The 19,420-nt window shown below is 46.9% G+C and carries 14 protein-coding genes; 5 read left to right on the top strand and 9 right to left on the bottom strand.

Annotation, left to right across the window (positions count from 1 at the left end):
- Positions 1-14: 14 nt before the first annotated feature.
- Entirely contained in the window at positions 15-338 is a 324-nt protein-coding gene (locus ED652_RS10235) for a hypothetical protein (protein WP_122054661.1), read from the top strand.
- Here the strand turns inward: ED652_RS10235 and ED652_RS10240 are convergent.
- On the bottom strand, positions 335-2,395 hold the full coding sequence (locus tag ED652_RS10240) for a prolyl oligopeptidase family protein (protein WP_122054662.1): 2,061 nt from the start codon (positions 2,393-2,395) through the stop codon (positions 335-337). The two genes, ED652_RS10235 and ED652_RS10240, sit on opposite strands and share 4 nt — an antisense overlap.
- A gap of 11 nt (positions 2,396-2,406) precedes the next feature.
- On the bottom strand, positions 2,407-3,324 hold the full coding sequence (locus tag ED652_RS10245; protein ID WP_009846145.1) for a LysR family transcriptional regulator: 918 nt from the start codon (positions 3,322-3,324) through the stop codon (positions 2,407-2,409).
- A gap of 247 nt (positions 3,325-3,571) precedes the next feature.
- Here ED652_RS10245 and ED652_RS10250 point away from each other — a divergent pair, with 247 nt between their 5' ends.
- The 3 genes from ED652_RS10250 (at position 3,572) to ED652_RS10270 (ending at position 9,915) form a co-directional block, all read left to right on the top strand.
- On the top strand, positions 3,572-5,266 hold the full coding sequence (locus ED652_RS10250; RefSeq protein WP_122054664.1) for an L-lactate permease: 1,695 nt from the start codon (positions 3,572-3,574) through the stop codon (positions 5,264-5,266).
- Positions 5,267-5,471: 205 nt separating this feature from the next.
- The gene (gene lldD, locus ED652_RS10255) at positions 5,472-6,611 is read left to right on the top strand and encodes an FMN-dependent L-lactate dehydrogenase LldD (RefSeq protein ID WP_122054666.1); all 1,140 of its coding nucleotides are present in this window, start codon (positions 5,472-5,474) and stop codon (positions 6,609-6,611) included.
- Positions 6,612-7,032: 421 nt separating this feature from the next.
- Positions 7,033-9,915, top strand: a complete 2,883-nt coding sequence (locus ED652_RS10270) for an FAD-binding and (Fe-S)-binding domain-containing protein (protein ID WP_122054667.1) — start codon at positions 7,033-7,035, stop codon at positions 9,913-9,915.
- Positions 9,916-10,010: 95 nt separating this feature from the next.
- Here the strand turns inward: ED652_RS10270 and ED652_RS10275 are convergent, their stop codons facing one another.
- The 7 genes from ED652_RS10275 to ED652_RS10305 form a co-directional block, all read right to left on the bottom strand.
- Positions 10,011-10,253: a hypothetical protein gene (locus ED652_RS10275; RefSeq protein WP_122054669.1), complete on the bottom strand. Its 243-nt coding sequence runs from the start codon at positions 10,251-10,253 to the stop codon at positions 10,011-10,013.
- Positions 10,254-10,406: 153 nt separating this feature from the next.
- On the bottom strand, positions 10,407-12,143 hold the full coding sequence (locus ED652_RS10280; RefSeq protein ID WP_122054671.1) for an ABC transporter permease subunit: 1,737 nt from the start codon (positions 12,141-12,143) through the stop codon (positions 10,407-10,409).
- Between the two features lie 4 nt (positions 12,144-12,147).
- A complete protein-coding gene (locus ED652_RS10285; RefSeq protein ID WP_122054672.1) occupies positions 12,148-13,659 on the bottom strand; it encodes an ABC transporter substrate-binding protein in 1,512 nt (503 codons plus the stop codon).
- Between the two features lie 46 nt (positions 13,660-13,705).
- The gene (locus ED652_RS10290; RefSeq protein ID WP_122054674.1) at positions 13,706-14,557 is read right to left on the bottom strand and encodes an ABC transporter ATP-binding protein; all 852 of its coding nucleotides are present in this window, start codon (positions 14,555-14,557) and stop codon (positions 13,706-13,708) included.
- Positions 14,554-15,312: an ATP-binding cassette domain-containing protein gene (locus ED652_RS10295; protein WP_122054676.1), complete on the bottom strand. Its 759-nt coding sequence runs from the start codon at positions 15,310-15,312 to the stop codon at positions 14,554-14,556. Before ED652_RS10295 ends, ED652_RS10290 begins: the two co-directional genes overlap by 4 nt.
- Positions 15,313-15,526: 214 nt before the next feature.
- The gene (locus ED652_RS10300; RefSeq protein WP_122054677.1) at positions 15,527-16,840 is read right to left on the bottom strand and encodes an MATE family efflux transporter; all 1,314 of its coding nucleotides are present in this window, start codon (positions 16,838-16,840) and stop codon (positions 15,527-15,529) included.
- Positions 16,841-17,094: 254 nt separating this feature from the next.
- Positions 17,095-17,964, bottom strand: coding sequence for a GyrI-like domain-containing protein (locus tag ED652_RS10305; protein WP_017111368.1), 870 nt, complete (start codon positions 17,962-17,964; stop codon positions 17,095-17,097).
- 115 nt (positions 17,965-18,079) lie between these two features.
- Here ED652_RS10305 and ED652_RS10310 point away from each other — a divergent pair, with 115 nt between their 5' ends.
- Positions 18,080-19,228: a PLP-dependent aminotransferase family protein gene (locus tag ED652_RS10310; RefSeq protein ID WP_122054679.1), complete on the top strand. Its 1,149-nt coding sequence runs from the start codon at positions 18,080-18,082 to the stop codon at positions 19,226-19,228.
- Positions 19,229-19,420: the final 192 nt, after the last annotated feature.

Raw genomic sequence — 19,420 nt, forward strand, 5'->3', positions numbered from 1 at the left:
GGAAATATTAAGCAATGAAAGAGTTGAAAAGTTGGTCGCTGTTCACACTGATAAATCAGCTTAAATGTCATGAAACTTTTAGAAAATTTACGGGGAAAACTACTGCATTCAGATCAATAAGTTATGAACAAACATGCGTGATATATCAGCTTGAAATCGCTTTCATTTCATCAGTAATGGTGGCGGCTATCACGGAAAAGGGTGTAGAAAAACAAAGAGAATTGGATGTGAATTTGATTGATTTTCATCTATATGAAAAGCCTCAAAATCTAAGGCAGATTTTGAGGCTTTTTGGACTGAGTCAAATACCCAGTTATCTAAAATTAAGTATTTTCTAGATTGAACCTAGGGACTCTATTCCCATATTGAACAGGGTAAATGCGTAGATATCAGCAGTGAGGTCGATCGCTTTACTCAGCGGCATTCCAGCACCATGGCCCGCATTAACATCGATACGAATCATCACGGGCGCACCGCCTTCATGCTTATCTTGCAGCTCTGAGATGAACTTATAAGAGTGAGCAGGTACCACGCGGTCATCGTGATCGGCAGTCGTCACCAGAGTTGCTGGATAATCCGTGCCGCGCACCACATTATGAACCGGAGAATAGCCAAGCAGATATTCGAACATCTCTTTATTTTGCGCGGATGTGCCATAGTCGTACGCCCAACCTTCGCCAGACGTGAATGTGTGGTAACGCAACATGTCCAACACACCAACCGCAGGTAAAGCCACTTGGAAAAGCTCTGGCCTTTGAGTCATACAAGCGCCTACCAGCAAGCCTCCGTTAGAGCCGCCGCGAATCGCCAACTTATCGCTACTGGTGTAGTTTTCTGCGATTAAGAACTCGGCAGCAGCAATGAAGTCGTCAAAGACATTCTGCTTTTTCTGCTGAGTTCCGGCTTTGTGCCACGCCTTACCATACTCACCACCGCCACGCAGATTTGGCACCGCATATACGCCACCCAGTTCTAGCCAACTGCCAACCGTGCCCGAGAAAGAAGGCGTTAGGCTAACGTTAAAGCCACCATAGGCGTACAACATAGTTGGATTATTGCCATCTAACACCAATCCCTTCTTATAAGAGATAAGCATCGGAACCTTGGTGCCATCCTTCGAGGTATAGAAGACTTGTTTAGACTCAAATTGATCCGACTCAAACGGAGACTCAGAGCGTTGGTAGATTTCAGAATTGCCTGATTCGACATCGAAAGAGAAAATCGTTGGCGGCGTTACATAGTTGGTAAAGGTGTAATAAAGCTGAGTTTGCTCGTTTTTTCCACCTAAGCCACTGGCCGTTCCCAGCCCAGGCAAATGAATTTCACGAACTAGGTTACCTTGGTAATCCAACTGCTCAATCTTAGACACCACATCGACCATGTAGTGGGCAAACAAGTAACCACCGCCCGTACTGATATCCAATGGCTGTGGCTTTTCAGGGATGATTTCGAGCCATTTCCCATCGCGAGTATCAAAGCTCACCACCTTGCCATTAGGCGCATCAAGATTGGTGTATAAAATGAAGGTCTCATCTTGGTTATCGATAAGATAAGTATCGCTATCCACATGATCAATCAGCGTATTCAGCTTTTGTTCTGGTGAGTTTAAATCGATATAGAACAGTCTGTTACCCGATGTCGACTCTCGCCCTAGAATGATCAAGTAACGGTCATCTTCGGTGGTGTAACCCGACACATAACGGTGCTGCTCGGTGTTATTCTCACCAAAAATCACCTTGTCGCTAGCTTGCTCTGTACCCAACTCATGGAAGTAAAGTTTGTGCTGTTCGGTACGTGCAGAAAGCTGGCTGCCGTCGGGCTTGTCGTAACTAGAGTAATAAAAGCCGCGATTACCCAACCAAGAAATGCCGGTAAATTTAGCGTCTGTGATTTCGACTTCAAGCTGCTGCTTAGTCTCGGTATCAATAACAAAGATCTTACGCCAGTCGCTTCCGCCCTCTGAAATACTGTATGCCACTAGGCTGTAATCTTTCGAAAACGACACCGAGCCCAGTGATGTGGTGCCATCTTCCGAGAAGGTATTCGGGTCTAGGAACACTTCAATCGACTGACCTTCTTTCTGACGATAAAGAATGCTGTGATTCTGCAGTCCATCATTCTTATAGAAATAGGTGTAATCCCCTCGCACAAACGGTTGTGAGCTCTTTTTGTAGTCTTGCGCTTTCGCTAATCGCTCTCGCAGTTCTGCGCGATACGGGATTTGAGCAAGGTAATCGAATGTGACTTCATTTTGACTCGCCACCCATTGCGCGGTTTCGTCACTTCTGTCGTCTTCTAACCAGCGATATGGGTCTTCGATTATCTGACCGAAATAGTCATCGCTGACGATCTGTTTGTTGGTGACTGGATATTGATACTCTTTTAAATAGCTCATCGTGATCCTTATTAAAAATAATGTGAAATCGTCAGATAACGCGTTCTGATGTGTTCAATCAATAACTTAATCTTGTTCGGTGGCTGGCGCGTAAACGGGTACACCGCATAAATACCCAGCTTTTTACCGACTAAATCAGGGAAGATGTCCACCAGCTGGCCGTTTCGAATATCGTGATACACCAGACAACGTGGCACGTACGCCACACCATGACCGCCCAAAGCGGCCTTTCTTAATGCCGTCGCGTTATCGGTAGAGAAAGAGCCAGAAACGCGCACGATGTATTTGTCGTTGTCGGTACAGCCATCCTTACTGTGTAAGAACTGCCACTCACTGGCGCCTGTCGTTTGATAAGCGTATTGCAAGCAATTGTGCTCGACCAAATCCTTGGGCTGCATCGGCTTACCGTTCTTAGCGATATAAGACGGCGAGGCACACACCACCCATTGTGAATCCAATATATGACGGGCAATAAGGCTTGAGTCTTCCAAGTAACCGGTTCGAATGACCAAGTCGAGACCATCCTCAACCAAATCAACAAATCGATTGTTAAGAGACATATCGACTGTTAAACCTGGGTGCATATTACAAAACTCGGCAACAGCGTCTGCGAGAATCAAATCTCCGGAGATAGTAGGCACTGACATTTTGATATGACCACTGACATTTTCACCAAAGCCTGAAACTGCGTCCATAGCCTCTTGAGCCGCCTGCTTCACATTTTTGGCTCCGTGTAACATTGCCTTACCCGCCTCGGTCAGGGTCAATTTACGTGTGGTTCGATATAATAGCTGCACGCCAATCTCTTCTTCCAAACGCGCAATTCTCTTACTAACTACCGAATTTGTAAGGTTATTTTGTTCTGCCACCTTACTAAAACTACCCAGCTCTACTACCTGTGAAAACAGGATCAAATCGTCTGCTCGCATTTGATTATGCCAATTTTGGAATTAATTATTTTCATTATTTCCCTATATCAATAAAAAATAAAGGGGTAAATTCACGCCAAATTAACAAAACAATTACAAAAACAGCTTTTGCAATCACATCGGTTACAAATAAAGCGACTCTAATTACAACAATTGAATCCATGAGATTCAGATTACACCTACAAAACTAATGACGTGTTATTCACTTCAAACATGAACGTTTGAAAACAAGTACGAGGAAGTACCCATGAGTGAAACTCTACTAGCTTTATTGGCCTTTTCGCCAATAGTTGTTGCAGCGATTCTGCTGGTTGGCCTTAACTGGCCAGCGAAAAAAGCGATGCCAGTGGCATTTGCATTAACCGTTGCTATTGCCCTATTTGCTTGGGATATGTCTGGCACTCGCGTGTTAGCTTCAGTATTCCAAGGCTTTGGCATTACGGTGTCGGTTCTCTGGATTGTGTTTGGCGCCATCTTCTTATTAAACACTTTAAAACACACTGGAGCTATCACCACCATCCGCAACGGCTTTACTGACATCTCAGCAGACCGTCGTGTGCAAGCGATCATCATCGCTTGGTGTTTTGGTTCATTCATTGAAGGGGCATCAGGCTTCGGCACACCGGCTGCAATCGCCGCTCCTTTACTGGTTGCAATCGGCTTCCCAGCATTAGCTGCGGTACTGATGGGTATGATGATTCAATCTACGCCGGTATCGTTCGGCGCAGTTGGTACACCTATCATCGTTGGCGTAAACAAAGGCTTGGATACGCACAAAATCGGTGAAAGCCTGATCGCCAATGGCTCAACATGGGATGCTTACCTACAACAGATCACATCAAGTGTTGCGATCATCCACGCCTGCGTTGGTGTGATGATTCCTGTATTGATGGCGATGATGCTGACTCGCTTCTTCGGTAAGAACAAAAGCTGGACTGAAGGTCTTGATATCCTGCCGTTCGCACTGTTCGCAGGTGCTGCTTTCACTATTCCTTACGCACTAACAGGTGTTTTCTTAGGTGCTGAGTTCCCATCACTGATTGGTGGTTTGGTTGGCCTTGCGATTGTTGTAACAGCAGCAAAGCGCGGCTTCCTAGTACCTAAATCAAAATGGGATTTTGAGAGCGAAGACAAGTGGCCAGCAGAATGGTTAGGTTCTTTGAAAATCGACCTTGATGACAACAACCAAAGCCATAAGAAAATGAGCATGGCGATGGCATGGGCACCTTACGTGCTGCTCGCTGTCACTCTAGTTGCTAGCCGTGTTAGCCCTGAGTTCAAAGGCCTGCTTAAGAGCGTTAGCCTTTCATTCAGCAACATCCTTGGCGAGACAGGCGTAAGTACAGCGATTCAACCTCTGTATCTACCTGGCGGTATCTTGGTATTCGTCGCACTGGTTGCTGTTCTAATGCAATCACGCAGCGCAACACCACTGGCTAAAGCCTTTGGTGAGTCGAGCAAAACTCTAATAGGCGCTGGCTTTGTGTTGGTGTTCACCATCCCAATGGTTCGTATCTTCATTAACTCAGGCGTGAACGGCGCAGATTTAGCCAGTATGCCTGTAACCACTGCAAACTTTGCAGCTGACCTAGTCGGCGGCGCATTCCCAGCGTTAAGTGCAACCGTCGGTGCGTTAGGTGCTTTCATTGCTGGTTCGAACACCGTTTCAAACATGATGTTCAGCCAGTTCCAATTCGAAGTAGCACAAACGCTGTCTATCTCTAGTGCTGTAGTTGTTGCTCTACAAGCTGTTGGCGCAGCTGCCGGTAACATGATTGCTATTCACAACGTGGTCGCCGCATCAGCAACCGTTGGCTTACTAGGACGTGAAGGCGCAACGTTACGTAAAACCATTATCCCAACGTTCTACTACCTGGTAATGACCGGAATCATTGGCCTAGTGGTTGTCTACGGTTTCAAAATGACAGACGCACTTATGTAAACCCATAAGTCGTTACAAAAGCACTTGGCGTTAATACTCAATTCCCCGACTGCAACACCGTCTAATAAGACAGTTGATGAGTTTCGGAATGGATACTAAAACACATCAACACCCTCGGGTATTAACGCCATTTTATTAAGAATTAAAGCAGCCCAAGCCAAGCTCTCATAGAAGGGCAACATCCCAAGAATTTAGGACTGAAATTATGATCATATCCGCATCGACTGATTACCGCGCCGCAGCAAAAGCAAAATTACCACCGTTTCTTTTTCACTACATTGACGGCGGTTCTTACGGAGAACATACCCTACGCCGCAACACGGCCGATCTTGCAGAGATCGCGCTCAAACAGCGTGTCCTCAATGACATGTCGGACCTAAATTTAGAAACCGAGTTGTTTGGCGAAAAGCTCGCGATGCCAATTGCATTAGCACCCGTTGGTCTAACAGGCATGTACGCACGACGTGGCGAAGTACAAGCTGCTAAAGCCGCAGACAATAAAGGCATCCCTTTTACAATGTCGACCGTGTCGGTATGCCCGATCGAAGAAGTCGCACCTATGATTGAGCGCCCAATGTGGTTCCAACTTTACGTACTAAAAGATCGTGGCTTCATGAAGAACGTATTGGAACGTGCCAAAGCGGCAGGCGTAACAACACTGGTCTTCACGGTGGATATGCCTGTACCTGGCGCTCGTTACCGTGACATGCACTCAGGAATGAGCGGTCCAAACGCAGCAATTCGTCGTGTATTTCAATCTATGCGTCATCCTAGTTGGGCCGTTGATGTTGGCCTACTAGGCAAGCCACACGATCTTGGCAATATCTCTACTTACCGTGGCTCTCCAACCAAACTGGAAGACTACATCGGTTGGTTGGGTGACAACTTCGACCCGTCGATTTCATGGAAAGACCTAGAGTGGATCCGTGATTTCTGGGACGGCCCGATGGTCATCAAAGGTATTCTTGATGAAGAAGATGCAAAAGACGCCGTGAGATTTGGTGCAGACGGTATCGTAGTTTCAAACCACGGTGGTCGTCAGCTTGATGGTGTTCTATCAAGTGCTAAGGCACTGCCTGCGATTGCAGATGCGGTAAAAGGCGACACCAAGATTCTGGTCGACTCTGGCATTCGTACTGGCTTAGATGTAGTTCGCATGATGGCGATGGGCGCAGACTGCACCTTGCTTGGTCGCTCTTTCGTCTACGCGTTAGCAGCGCAAGGACAAGCAGGTGTTGAGAACCTACTCGACCTTTACGACAAAGAGATGCGCGTTGCGATGACTCTAACTGGCGCCAAGACAATCAAAGACTTAACCCGTGATTCTCTGGTGGGGCTAGATTAAGCCTCCACGATTCAGATTCGGATTAATGCTTTGGTCTACTTAGACTGAAGTTCAATCGGTGTCACAGCAATTCCACTGCCGTTGTGACACCGTTTAAGCACTGGAAAATAATATAAAAGCTAGGGCGTGTTGATCTTTCGAGCTGATTTTTGCAGCGAGTTGCTGGGTATTTATACAAGGCAGAGGCGTCGATGTGTAGCTAGCCTACATGAGAAGCCGATAACGTAGTAAAAATGGCCAGCAAACGCTGCCCGAAGGGTTCGGCTAAAAGCGTTTTACTCTTTGTTGAGGGGGATTTGCTTAGAGTGCTAGGCTACTTCCCCCTCGCCGCGATTAAAACGCTTTTATCTCGAACAAAATTTAACCACGAAAGGTCAACACGCCCTAACCAGTGCCAATTAAGAAGCACAAGGAAGCAAAGATGGAGACAAACACATCCCATGAGCGAGTAATAGACGCACAAGCTTATCAGCAGCTTGAAGCGATACTGGCTCAAAGAATAGAAACAGAACGCATTGTCACTCAAGAGGCAAAGCGCTTGGCTTACGGCACCGATGCGAGTTTTTATCGCTTGGTGCCGAAAATGGTTCTAAGGCTCAAGAACTTAGACGAAGTGATATTCACCATTCAAAGTTGCCGTGAACTCGGTATTCATTTTACCTTTCGCGCCGCGGGCACCAGCCTGTCAGGACAAGCGGTTTCAGACTCGGTACTCATCACACTGACCGATGACTGGCGTGGTCATGAAATCGTAGATAACGGCAATCAGATCATCCTGCAACCGGGTGTGATTGGCGCAGATGCCAACAAATACCTTGCTCCTTTCCAACGTAAAATCGGCCCAGATCCAGCCTCTATCAATACCTGTAAAATCGGTGGTATTGCAGCGAATAACGCCAGTGGCATGTGTTGTGGTACTGCGCAAAACTCGTATCGCACCGTTGAGAGCATAAAAATCGTATTGAGTGATGGCTCCCTGCTTGATACGGCTGATAACGCAAGTGTTGAGGCATTCAAGCAATCACACAAAGAACTGTTTGAAGGCATTGTTGAATTACACCAACAGACAGCTTCAAACCAAGAACTCGCAGACAGAATCCGCCACAAGTACCGACTCAAAAACACCACTGGCTACGCTCTGAATGCTTTGGTCGATTACCACGACCCAATTGAGATCATCAAACACCTGATGATTGGCTCTGAAGGCACGCTAGGCTTCATCGCTGAGATCACTTACAACACGGTTATCGAACACCCGAATAAAGCTTCAGCGCTGTTGGTGTTTGCAGACATCGAACAAGCCAGTAAAGCCGTTACTACGCTATCAAAAACGCCGGTTGCTGCGGTGGAATTGATGGATGGCAGAGCACTTCGTTCAGTAGCTGACAAACCGGGTATGCCTGCATTTATGCCAAGCTTGGACTTAGAAGCCGCAGCGATTTTGGTTGAATCACACGCCAGCTCCCAGACGGACTTAGATTTACAATGTAAATCAATTTTGGACGCATTGACTGAGTACACGATTGTTGAATCGGTGCCTTTCACTTCCGATCCAAAGACAGTCGCAACCCTATGGGGCATCCGTAAAGGTATGTTCCCTGCGGTTGGAGCCGTTCGTGAAGTTGGCACTACCGTTATCATTGAAGACGTGGCTTTCCCTGTCGAAAACCTTGCTAATGGTATTCGAGAGCTGCAAGAGCTGTTCGATAAATACGACTACAGCGAAGCGATTATTTTTGGTCACGCCCTCGAAGGCAACCTGCATTTTGTGTTTACTCAAGGCTTTGATAGCCAAACAGAAATCGATCGCTACGGCGGTTTCATGGATGACGTTGCCGAACTGGTCGCGGTGAAATACCAAGGTTCACTGAAAGCAGAGCATGGCACTGGCCGTAATATGGCGCCTTATGTGGAGCTAGAATGGGGTAAAGATGGCTACGTCTTGATGCAACAAATCAAAGCCTTGTTTGATCCAGAAAGACTGCTCAACCCCGGCGTTATTATTAACGACAATCCAAATTCACACATCACCAATTTGAAGCCAATGCCTGCTGCTGACGACCTTGTCGACCGCTGTATTGAATGTGGCTTCTGTGAGCCTGTTTGTCCGTCTCGTACCTTAACCCTATCGCCACGCCAACGTATCGTGCTGTACCGCGAGTTACAACGCCGCCGTGCTGCGGGTGAAGAAATAGAAGCAAGCGAACTAGAAAAAACCTTCGAATATCAAGGTATTGATACCTGCGCCGCAACCGGCCTGTGTGCCGAGCGTTGCCCAGTGGGAATCAACACCGGTGATTTAATTAAGAAGCTTCGTATTGCCAAGTACGAGAAATTTACGCCAATCGCTAAGTGGACAGCGGATCATTTCTCGACCACCACTAAACTTACCAAGGCCGGCCTCAAAACCAACCAAGTGGCGAGTAAAGTATTAGGCGCAAATACCGTCGGCAAGCTAACCAACGGCCTGCGCTCAATGACTAAAGGCGCGACACCGGTTTGGATGCCGGAGATGCCGCAATCCAACAGTCATTCGCTAACCTCATCACCAGTGACGGCAGAAAACTCAAGCAATCATAAGAAGGTGGTTTACCTGCCTTCGTGTGCGAGTCGCACCATGGGACAACAGAGTGATGCGGGCGACCAACGTCCTCTAACTGAAGTGACCATGTCTTTACTTAATAAAGCCGGATTTGAGGTAATTCTTCCGAAGAAGCTAGACGACCAATGTTGTGGCATGCCTTACGACAGCAAAGGGATGACCGATTTAGCCCAATCTAAAGCGCAACAGCTCGAAGAAGTGTTGTGGCAGGCCAGTCGTCAGGGTGAATACCCAGTATTAATGGACACCAGCCCATGTGCTAAACGCAGTATTGAACAGTTCACCAAACCGTTAGAGGTATTAGAGCCGACAGGGTTTGTGAATCAATACCTCCTTGAGCACCTGACACTTGAGCCGCTGCAAGAAACCGTGATGCTGCATGTGACTTGTAGCTCTCGTCGAATGGGTTTGGAAGGCGCGATGTTGAGCCTTGCTAAAGCCTGTACCGAAGAGGTGATTGTTCCTGAGCATATTCAATGCTGTGGTTGGGCGGGTGACAAAGGTTTTACCACTCCAGAGCTGAATGAAGCGGCGGTACACCCACTCAAAGAACAAGTACCAAGCAACTGCACTCGCGGCTTTAGTAACAGCCGAACCTGTGAGATCGGTTTGTCGCATCACAGTGGCATTCCGTATCAATCCATCTTGTATTTGGTGGACGAGGTTGCGCAGCAGCATCATTCACGATGTAAAAGGTATTAGCTTTAACCTAAAACGAAAATGGCAGCCCAATCAGGCTGCCATTTCTTTATTCGATTTAAAACGTATTACCGAGCTAGATATTGCTGAGCTAACGGCTACTGAGTTAGGCGCATCAACTCTTCTGGTGAGTAGTGTTCTGCTTCTGCGCCTTTGGCGATCAAGTCGATCACTTTGAATTCACTCATGTCACCAAACTCTTTGGTTAAGTAATCACGAAACGCTTTCTCATTCGGCCATTTACCTCGCACGATATAGCCCTCTTCTTTGTCAAAATCTTCTGTTTCAAAGAATGAAAAATCGGTCATACCAATATTGTGGCAATACAAAACAAGATACATGTTGAATCCTTAACACTTAACTAGGGTCGGTTTAGCTTTTGAGCCGATCAAAAAGCTTCTCTACAAAGCAGGGCTCAAGGTTACAACATTAATGCTAAATCGAATACCCAATCGAATCGTCAATTTAGAAACCTCAGCAACCAACTCTTTGGGTTAATCATCAAACATCATGTTAATTGCAGAACCTAACAGAATCAGACCAACAATTGGTCCCATGACAGCGATTGGCGCGCGTTCAATGTAGGGTAAGTTCTCAGCAATCATCAAACCCCATTCAGGTGCAGGAGGCTTCGCTCCCAAGCCGATGAAGCTAAGCGAGGTCAGGCTCAATGTAATCACTGGCAGCCTCAACAACGCGTGTCTTAGCAATGGCGGCATCACATAAGGAATCAGATAGAAGCGGAAGATTCTAAGCTTGCTGGTGCCCCACAATGGCGCGAGATGAGTATAAGGCTGAGCCTTTGCTTCCACGATTAAACTTGAGCAGTGCGCCGCTAATGGCGCCCAAGATACCAATACAATCGCGATTAATGCACTGTTCGGATTCATCCCCGTTAAGCCCGCAACCAACAGACCTGCAATGATGTAAGGAATGCCCTTAGTGATCTCGATAAGGCCTTGGCTAAAGCGGGTATTGAAGCCCATGACGATGCCCGTCACCAAGCTCAAAAACGTTGCCAAGATACCCGCTTGGAAGGTCGAGACCATACCCGAGCCGATTCTCGCCAGTAAGTCTCGGCCAATGCCATCCGCACCCAAAGGCGCTTGCCAACTGGGATCAGCTAAACGTGAAAATTGACTGGTGTATGGGTCACGAAATGCCGCCCATACCACAATCGCAATTAGGAATGAGAATATTGAGAAGGCAACAGCACGCTTGGTGCGGCTTTGCGTAAAGCGAAACGAAGAGTGACTACTAATGAGCTTACCGCTTTTCAGGCTGTGACCCAGAATCAACTGCTGAACAAACAAGCTCATGCTGCTCACGGCAATTGAAAACAACAGCAATACCAACAGGCCGCCTTGCAACATTGGTAAATCTTGCGCCTTAACTGCGCCTAGAATCATGCGCCCGATACCCGGAATCGAGAAGATAAGCTCAACCGCAACCGCACCACCCGTTAAGCCAATAACGATCATGGCGATTTGTGGGATCAGGCTGCTCAATGCTCTTTTCAGCGCAAAGCGAATAATTTGGTTGGAATGAACGTTGGCACTGAGCCAAGTGATCACCCAAGGTTCATTTAAAACGCGTTGTAAACTGTCTCTGAGTAGACGACTAAACAAGCCACTGGCGGGCAGTGCGAGCGCTAAACTCGGTAGCCAGATGTCTTGCCAACCTTGCCAACCATACGGCGGCAGCCAACCTAACCAGATAGAGAACACCAGTATTAATACCGAGGCCACCACGTACTCTGGCAAGGATATTAATACGGTGCTTAAACTGCTATAACTCTGCCCTAATTTACCCTTCTTCCAACTGCGCAAGGTAGCAAGTAAGCCTGCACCGCACAGCACGAAAGTCATCACAAGTGCACTCGACATCAGAAACAGAGACGTCGACGCTGTCTTTTGAATGCCTAGTGCAACCGAAGAACCATCAATCCATGATTTCCCTAGGTCACCCGAAAAGGCACTTCCTATCCAGTCGATCAGGCGTTCGCTTGCCGAACGGTCAAGCTGAAGGTCAGCTCTCACCGCAGCTAAAGCTTCAGGCGTAAGCAAATGTTGTTGCCCCGCCCTCGCACGCAGAATGGATTGGCTTGGATCGATACCCGCAATGTCAGGCATCAAGCCAACAAGAATCACCACCACAATCAGTGAGGCGATTCTTGATAACCAAGGCGTCAAGAGAAATAAGGTTCGACGCAGAGTCTCAGCAGATAGCATCTATTTAGTTAGCCTGTTTCACTTGTTTGATCTGTGTAGTTTGGTCAACTAAACGGCGCTCACTTGGGTCACGAACCACATTGCTTACGCGCTCGCTTTCACCTTGAATCACACGTTCGTGAAGCAATGGGATAGCAGCAAAGTCATTCAAGATTTTTTGCTCAGCTTCGATGATCGCTTGCTGACGCAGTGCACCTAGCGGTTGTAGATCAGCGTGAGCCAGTGCTTTATCTACCTCTTGAGAACAGAACTGACCAAGGTTAAATGAACCCTTACAGCCAAAGTCACTCATCATGTAAGCCACTGGGTCACCCGAATCTAGAACCGTTGCGCGAGAAAGGATAAACGCATCAAACTTTCCTGATAGCGCATCGTTTTCGATCTGAGCGTATTCACGGATATCTAACTCAACTTTGAAGCCAGCCGCTTCAAGCTGTTGCTTCAGTAGCGCTGCCACTTCTGGAAGCTCAGCTCGGTCGGTAAAGGTACCGATAACAATGCTTTCACCGTTCGCTTTTAGCGTTTTATCGACGGCCTGACCTTCAGGTCGAATTGGCTCAGCCCAAGCAAGTGCAGGACCTAATAGACCTTGCGCGATATCCGCGTGGTTTTCATAAACAGTGCTAACGATCTGTTCTCTGTCTACCGCAGCCGCTGCAACCTTACGCAGGTTAATCTCGCTGAACACACCAGACTTATTGTTCAGGTAAAGCGTATTGGTTCGTGGCATTGCCACTTCGTAAAGTAGATTCGGATCGATGGTCGCGATTTGTGAAACGGGTACCGCTTCAACGATGTCTGCCGTTCCGGTTCTTAGAGCCGCAGCACGCGCAAAACCGTTAGGAACGTATTCTGCGATCACAGATTCAACCTGCGCTTTCTCACCCCAGTAGTCATCAAAACGTTTCAGTTTCGCGCTTGTTGTACCGTTAATTTCAGTCAATTCAAATGGACCAGTGCCCGCGCCCGTTGGGATCACACGACCATCTTCTTGGTACGCACTTGCTGCAAGAATCGCTAATTGAGGGCTTGATAAACGACTTGGTAAAAGAGGGTCATCAAAGCTGGTTTTGATCTCTACGCGGTAGTTGTCCATCGCTTTAACTTCTAGGTCTACACCATCTAGAATGCGCGGCTTAGGTGCTGCTTCAAGAGCTTTTTGTAGAGAGTTCACTACCGAGTTTGCCGTTAGCGTCGAACCATCGTGGAATTTAACGCCTTTGCGAACCGTAAATTGCCAAGTTAATGGATCAACCTGTTTCCAGTCCGTTGCCAGCATCGGCTGTGCTACCGAAGTAGGACTCAAGTTAACCAATGTTTCAGCCGTGCTCCAACGAGATAACTTAAAAGCGTCATCAGAAAGGGGTGACAAGCCGGTTCTTGGCGGTTGCATCATCGCAACTCGGATTTCAGATTTTACTGCGGCATCGCTCGACTCTGGTTGAGAGTCAAAACAGCCAGTCAAAGGCAGAGCCAACGCAAGCGCGCAAGCCAGTTTGATTGAATTAAAACGCATAGTTATTTTTCTCTGTAAGCTGTATTTCGTAATAAATAAGGTTGTGTTAACAAGTAGATTTCGATAGTGGCTGAGATTCGATCAGCAACTGAGTCGCAGGATGAGCAGGTGTACCCATCACTTGTTCGGTCGCTCCAAACTCCACCATTTCGCCATGGTCAAGAACCAGAACTTCTTCACAAAGCGCTTTTGCTGCGCCTAGGTCGTGTGTCACCAAAATAAGGCGCATATCGCGCTTCTTTTTCAATGAATTCAATAAATCCAATAACCTTTGACGATTCACCGGGTCAAGGCTGCTGGTTGGCTCATCGGCGACTAAAACTGCGGGTCTAACGACAAGCGCCCGAGCAATGGCCACACGTTGAGCTTGGCCTGTAGAGAGCTGATTAGATTTCAGTGATAACAAAGTGGCTGGCAAGCCAACGTCCGATAGACTCTCTTCAATGATGCTTTCATGATTACCAGAAACATCTAGGTTGCTTAGCGGCTCGGCTAAGATCTGTCGAACGGTATAGTAAGGATTGAGGCTGGTGTGGGGTTCTTGAGGCACCAATTGAATCAAGCGGCACACCGCGGCTTGTACTTTGCTATTACGAATTGGCAGCGAATGACCAAACAAGCTGATTAGCCCCACCGTCGGCTCTTTAAGGCCAAACAGCAGTTCAATCAGCGTAGATTTACCGGCACCAGAACGCCCAACAATGGCTAAACTTTTGTCTTCAACATTGAGGTCGATGTTTTGCAGCGCTTTGAACGCCTTGCCACCTAACCAACTCGGTATTGAGTAGTAATGAACACCGACATTCTCAAACTTAATCTCGATCGGAGTTTGTGTTTCTAAATCAATCACTGGCATTAACGGCGAGACTTCTGAATTTAATGATAAGGTCGAGCTCATGCGATTAGGTCTCTCAATGAACAGCAGAAAGCGTGAGAGCTTGATTCAAGCGCGTGTTTTGGTGCGCCATAAGCCACCACTCCACCATCATCGATCACCAACAACTTGTCACACGCGAGCGCGCTGTGCAGATCATGAGTAATCAACAAGCCACCGATTTGTCGCTGCTTAACATTGTCGCGAATAAGCTTAAGTATCTCTTGCTCTGTCACCGGATCTAACGCACTGGTTGGCTCATCGGCAATAATGAGGTCGGCGTTACTCAACAAGCCAATTGCAATACACACTCGTTGGCGTTGCCCTCCAGAAATTTGGCTCGGATATAACGGCAAGATAATTTCAGGATTAGGGAAACCAAGTTGTACTAGCAATTCAATGAGTTTAATTTTGTCTTGTGATTTGGGCTTAGTGCGAGTCCCCGTCAATGCCAAACTAAGTTGACCTTCGATTGAAACCAGAGGGTTTAAGGCTTGAAGGGCATCTTGGAAGATAACCGCAGGTCGTTGTGCTGCGGTTCTTTGCAGCATAGGCAAACCACATACCGCTTCACCAGACAGAGAAATATGACCTTCAACCTCGACCGTTTCTGGCAGAAAACCCGCAATCGCACGTGAAAGCATCGACTTACCAATGCCAGATGGACCCATGATCGCCAACAGCTCACCTCGATACACATCGAAGTGGATATCTTGGAAAAGTGTTCTCGAAGAGGTTTCGATCGTTAATCGGTCAACAGACAAAAGTGGGGCGTTCACGCAGGCACTCATAAGTATATGTTATAACATAACAACTCTATCATTAAGCCTGTATGATGAAAAGCGGACATTGAGCCAGATCGCAAAAAATTTGCCTGTGAAACCATCTATGGTCACAATCCGTTAGAAACAAAAAAGCGCCTAACTACAAGAAACAGTCAGGCGCTTTCGTAATGACTCTATATGACCTCAGCTTTGTGGTCGCTGTTATTACTTATGTCATTGGAAGGCATTTCCGCTTAACTTGAGCGATGAACGGATACAAGAATGCAATACGCCCAAGATAGAACAAAGTAAACGCCAACCATAGGCCATGATTGCCCCACAAATCGACCGAAAACGCCTGTACAGCCAAGAATAGCGCCAAGGTAGCGATGCTAGAGTCTCGAACCGGACGTGTGGTTCCTGTTCCCGTAAAGATGCCGTAAACCGTCAAACCAAAACCAGCCACCAGCGGGAACACAATCAGCCACGGAGCCATATCTTGGTATAGAACAACAAGCGTTGGGATATCGGTAAACAGGAAAACAATGCTGTCTTTAAATACCAAGGTCAGCAGCGTCAGCGCAGCAATAAAACCGGCTGTCCATTGGAAGTTAAGCCTTAACACACAGTCCAACATTGAAGGATTCTTCTGCCCTACCGCTTTGCCCGCGAACACACTCGATGCATTGGCAATACCATCAAACATGTAACTCACAATAAAGGTTACTTGCATCAAGATTGCGTTAGCAGCCAGAACATCGGTACCCAACTTTGAGCCTGTGCGCGCCATCATGTTAAAGAATACTAAGATACAAATCGTGCGTAACAGTAGGTCAGTATTTGATGAAATGATTGTCGAAAGGTCTTTCTTGGTCATCTTCGAGCCTTGCAGGAACTCAGAGATCGAGATGTTGCTCGTCTTCATCACCAGCATCATACCAATCGCAAAAGTAGTGATTTGTGCAATCAAGCTTGCGTAAGCCACACCAGCCACACCCAAGTCGAAATAAAGTACGAACACCGCATCCAAGACAATATTCAACACGTTACCAAACACTTGTGTGTATAAGACTTCTTTAGCTTTCGCTTGCCCCATCAACCAACCGATAATGGTGTAGTTGAGCAGCACAAAAGGCGCGCCATAAATCAAAATACTGAAGTAGATGCGCGCGTGCTCAGCCACGTTCGCTTCAGGTTCTATCACCCACATCGCACCTTGCCAGATGAGCGGCTGTATCAAAATGAAGAGCAAACCCACCAAACCAGATAGCACAAATGGACGCATCAAGCTGCCCGCTAACTCAGAGCGATTGCCCTTACCCAAGGCCATCGCACTTTGCCCTGTCGTACTAACACGGAAAAAGCCAAACAACCAATACATGGTGTTCATAATGATGGTACCGATCGCCACGCCACCAATCAGTTCAGCAATGCCAAGCTGTCCGATCACGGCGGTATCCACGGCGCCAAGCAGAGGCTGAGTCACCGTTGAGATGATGAAAGGGAAAGCGATTTTTAGATAATCTTTGTGGGTAATGGTCATATTCTAACGAGTGATATTAAGAACTATTTGCAATTAGAAGGGAATGCTATCGTTTAATCCGTACGTTGTCATCATCTACTGGGGTAAATTATCAACAAAGCGCTTTTCTGTTAATTCACCTACATAGAAATGCTTGTTGTCATTGGCACTGCTAATTCGTCTCAACAAAAGAGCAAAGCTTAATTCAAGAAAACACCACAACCATCGATTAAGTGAATTTGCGCTAGCGAGCCAAATAGGTAGCTTTAGGTCGGTTAGTAGAAACTCACCGGAAGATAAAAATCGAGTTCAAACACTTCTTCACTGTTGAGAAAATGATTCTGATGATAATGCACATAAGCAGGCGTTGAGCGCTGCTTGAAACCTGACGTAGGTAGCCACTTTTCTAACACCATACTGATCTGTGGTAGCAGTTCACCATAGCGGCCATTCAGTCGAAATACCGCATGTAAACCACCCGGAATCACCATCTGGTTCACGACACTGCGATACTTAATCGGCTCATCAATCGCGATACACGCCACATAACGGCACTGGTCCATTTCAACCCAAGCAGGGTTTGAGTGATGCAAACCAAACTGACTTGAAAAGTCACGCTGTTCGGAGTTCGCCCACGCTTTCAATATCAACCATGCGTTGCGAATGGAACGGTTATAGCCGGTGTGTCGAACATAAGCCGCCATGCGCTCCGGTGTTTCAACGATCTTCGGTTCGGGTAAAACTCGCTGCGCCACGTTCAAATAACCCGCCGCGACTTCGGGATCTTTCAAATAGGGTTTTTCTGCTATCTGTAAATCATGTTTACGCCACTCGCCCGGCGACATGTTAAAGGTCGCTTTGAATGCTCGGCTAAATGAAGACACCGAACTAAAGCCACATTTACTGGCAATCTCTACCACTGACGACGTGGTATCGAACATCAATTGATTGGCCGCATACTCCATTCGAGTACGTCGAATGTACTGATGCAGCGACTCCCCAACCACGCTTTTAAAGGTGCGGTGGAAGTGTTGTTCTGAATAAGCCGCAATCTCGGAGAGCGCTTTTGCCGACAAAGGCTGGCTGATGTCTTGGTGAATATGGAACAGAACATCATTGATTCGGGATATGTGTTGTCGTGACATTTTTCAAATAGCATAAATGGACATGTTTATGAGCATAAACGGACACGCTTGTTTTTACAATTGCCGTGTAATATCAAGCGATAGAATAAAAACGAAAAACGACGAGACACAACACATGGAAATCGCACAGTCATTACAACAGATTCAATCTTCATACATTCGAGAGATCCTCGCAGCCGCAAGCGATCCAAATGTCATCTCATTGGCCGGTGGTTTACCGGACGAGAAAACATTCCCTATCGATTTAATGAAGCCAACGCTAGAAAACCTAGCGAACATGCCTGAAGTTTTCCAATACGGTTCTACTGCGGGTTACGGCCCGTTGCTTGATCACCTTACGCAAAGCTACCAACTGCCAGAGACTCACACAGCAATGATCTGTACTGGCTCTCAGCAAGGTTTAGATTTGATTGCTCGTGCGTATGTTGATCCAAACGATGTGGTTGTGATGGAAGCGCCAAGCTACTTGGGTGCGATGCAAGTGTTTGGTTTGGTTCAAGCGAACATTGTGACTGTGTCTCAAACTGAATTTGGCCCTAACCTAGACGAGCTAGAAACGTGTTTTGCGCAGCAATCGCCAAAGATGTTCTATGCCGTACCAGATTTCCATAACCCGACAGGCGTTTGTTGGACAACAGAAACTCGTCAAAAAGTGGCTGAGCTTTGTATCAAATACAACGTGGCATTCATTGAAGATGCGCCATACCGTGAGCTACGTTTCACAGGCACAGAGCTGCCAATGGTTTCTTCATTCTGCCCTGATAACTCTATCGTTCTTCGTTCATTCTCTAAGATTGCATCGCCAGGTCTACGTATTGGCGCGGTAACAGGTAAACGCAGCTACCTTGAGCCACTCATCAAAGTGAAGCAAGGCGCGGACTTACACTCAAGTGTACCCATGCAAGCGCTGCTTGTTGGTCTTCTAAAACATGAAGATTTCAACCTGCATATGGAAAACATTCGTACTTTGTACAAGTCTCGTTATGAGGTGCTATTTTCAGAGCTAGAAAAACAGCTGCCTGCTGACTGTGTATTAAAATCCGTAGATGGTGGAATGTTCATTTGGGTTGAAATCCCAGAGTGTGACACCTTTGAACTGGCTAAAACTCTACTCTCTAATGGTGTGGCGGTTGTACCAAGCCCAGTATTCTATCCAAAGGCTGATGAAGCAAAAGCTGCACTGCGCTTAAACTTCACCAATGCCAACCCAGAAGAATTAACGGAAGCGGTGAAACGCTTAGCGGAAGTACTTAACCAAGCGTAATCGCTGATTAAGTCAGACAGATTCAATACCAAGGCCCTGCTGTTTTTACAGCAGGGCCTTTTTGGTTTGGGAATACGTGTTGTAATTCGAACCAGATAAAACGGTTTCATTGCATTTCTTAGTCCATAAACCACATAAATAGAAATGATAAATAGCCCTACTTTTGGTTGGTTTTTGTCCTTCCTTGGCTTG

Source organism: Vibrio sp. Evd11, assembly GCF_900382755.1.
In the GTDB taxonomy this organism is placed as follows: Bacteria; Pseudomonadota; Gammaproteobacteria; order Enterobacterales; family Vibrionaceae; genus Vibrio; species Vibrio lentus.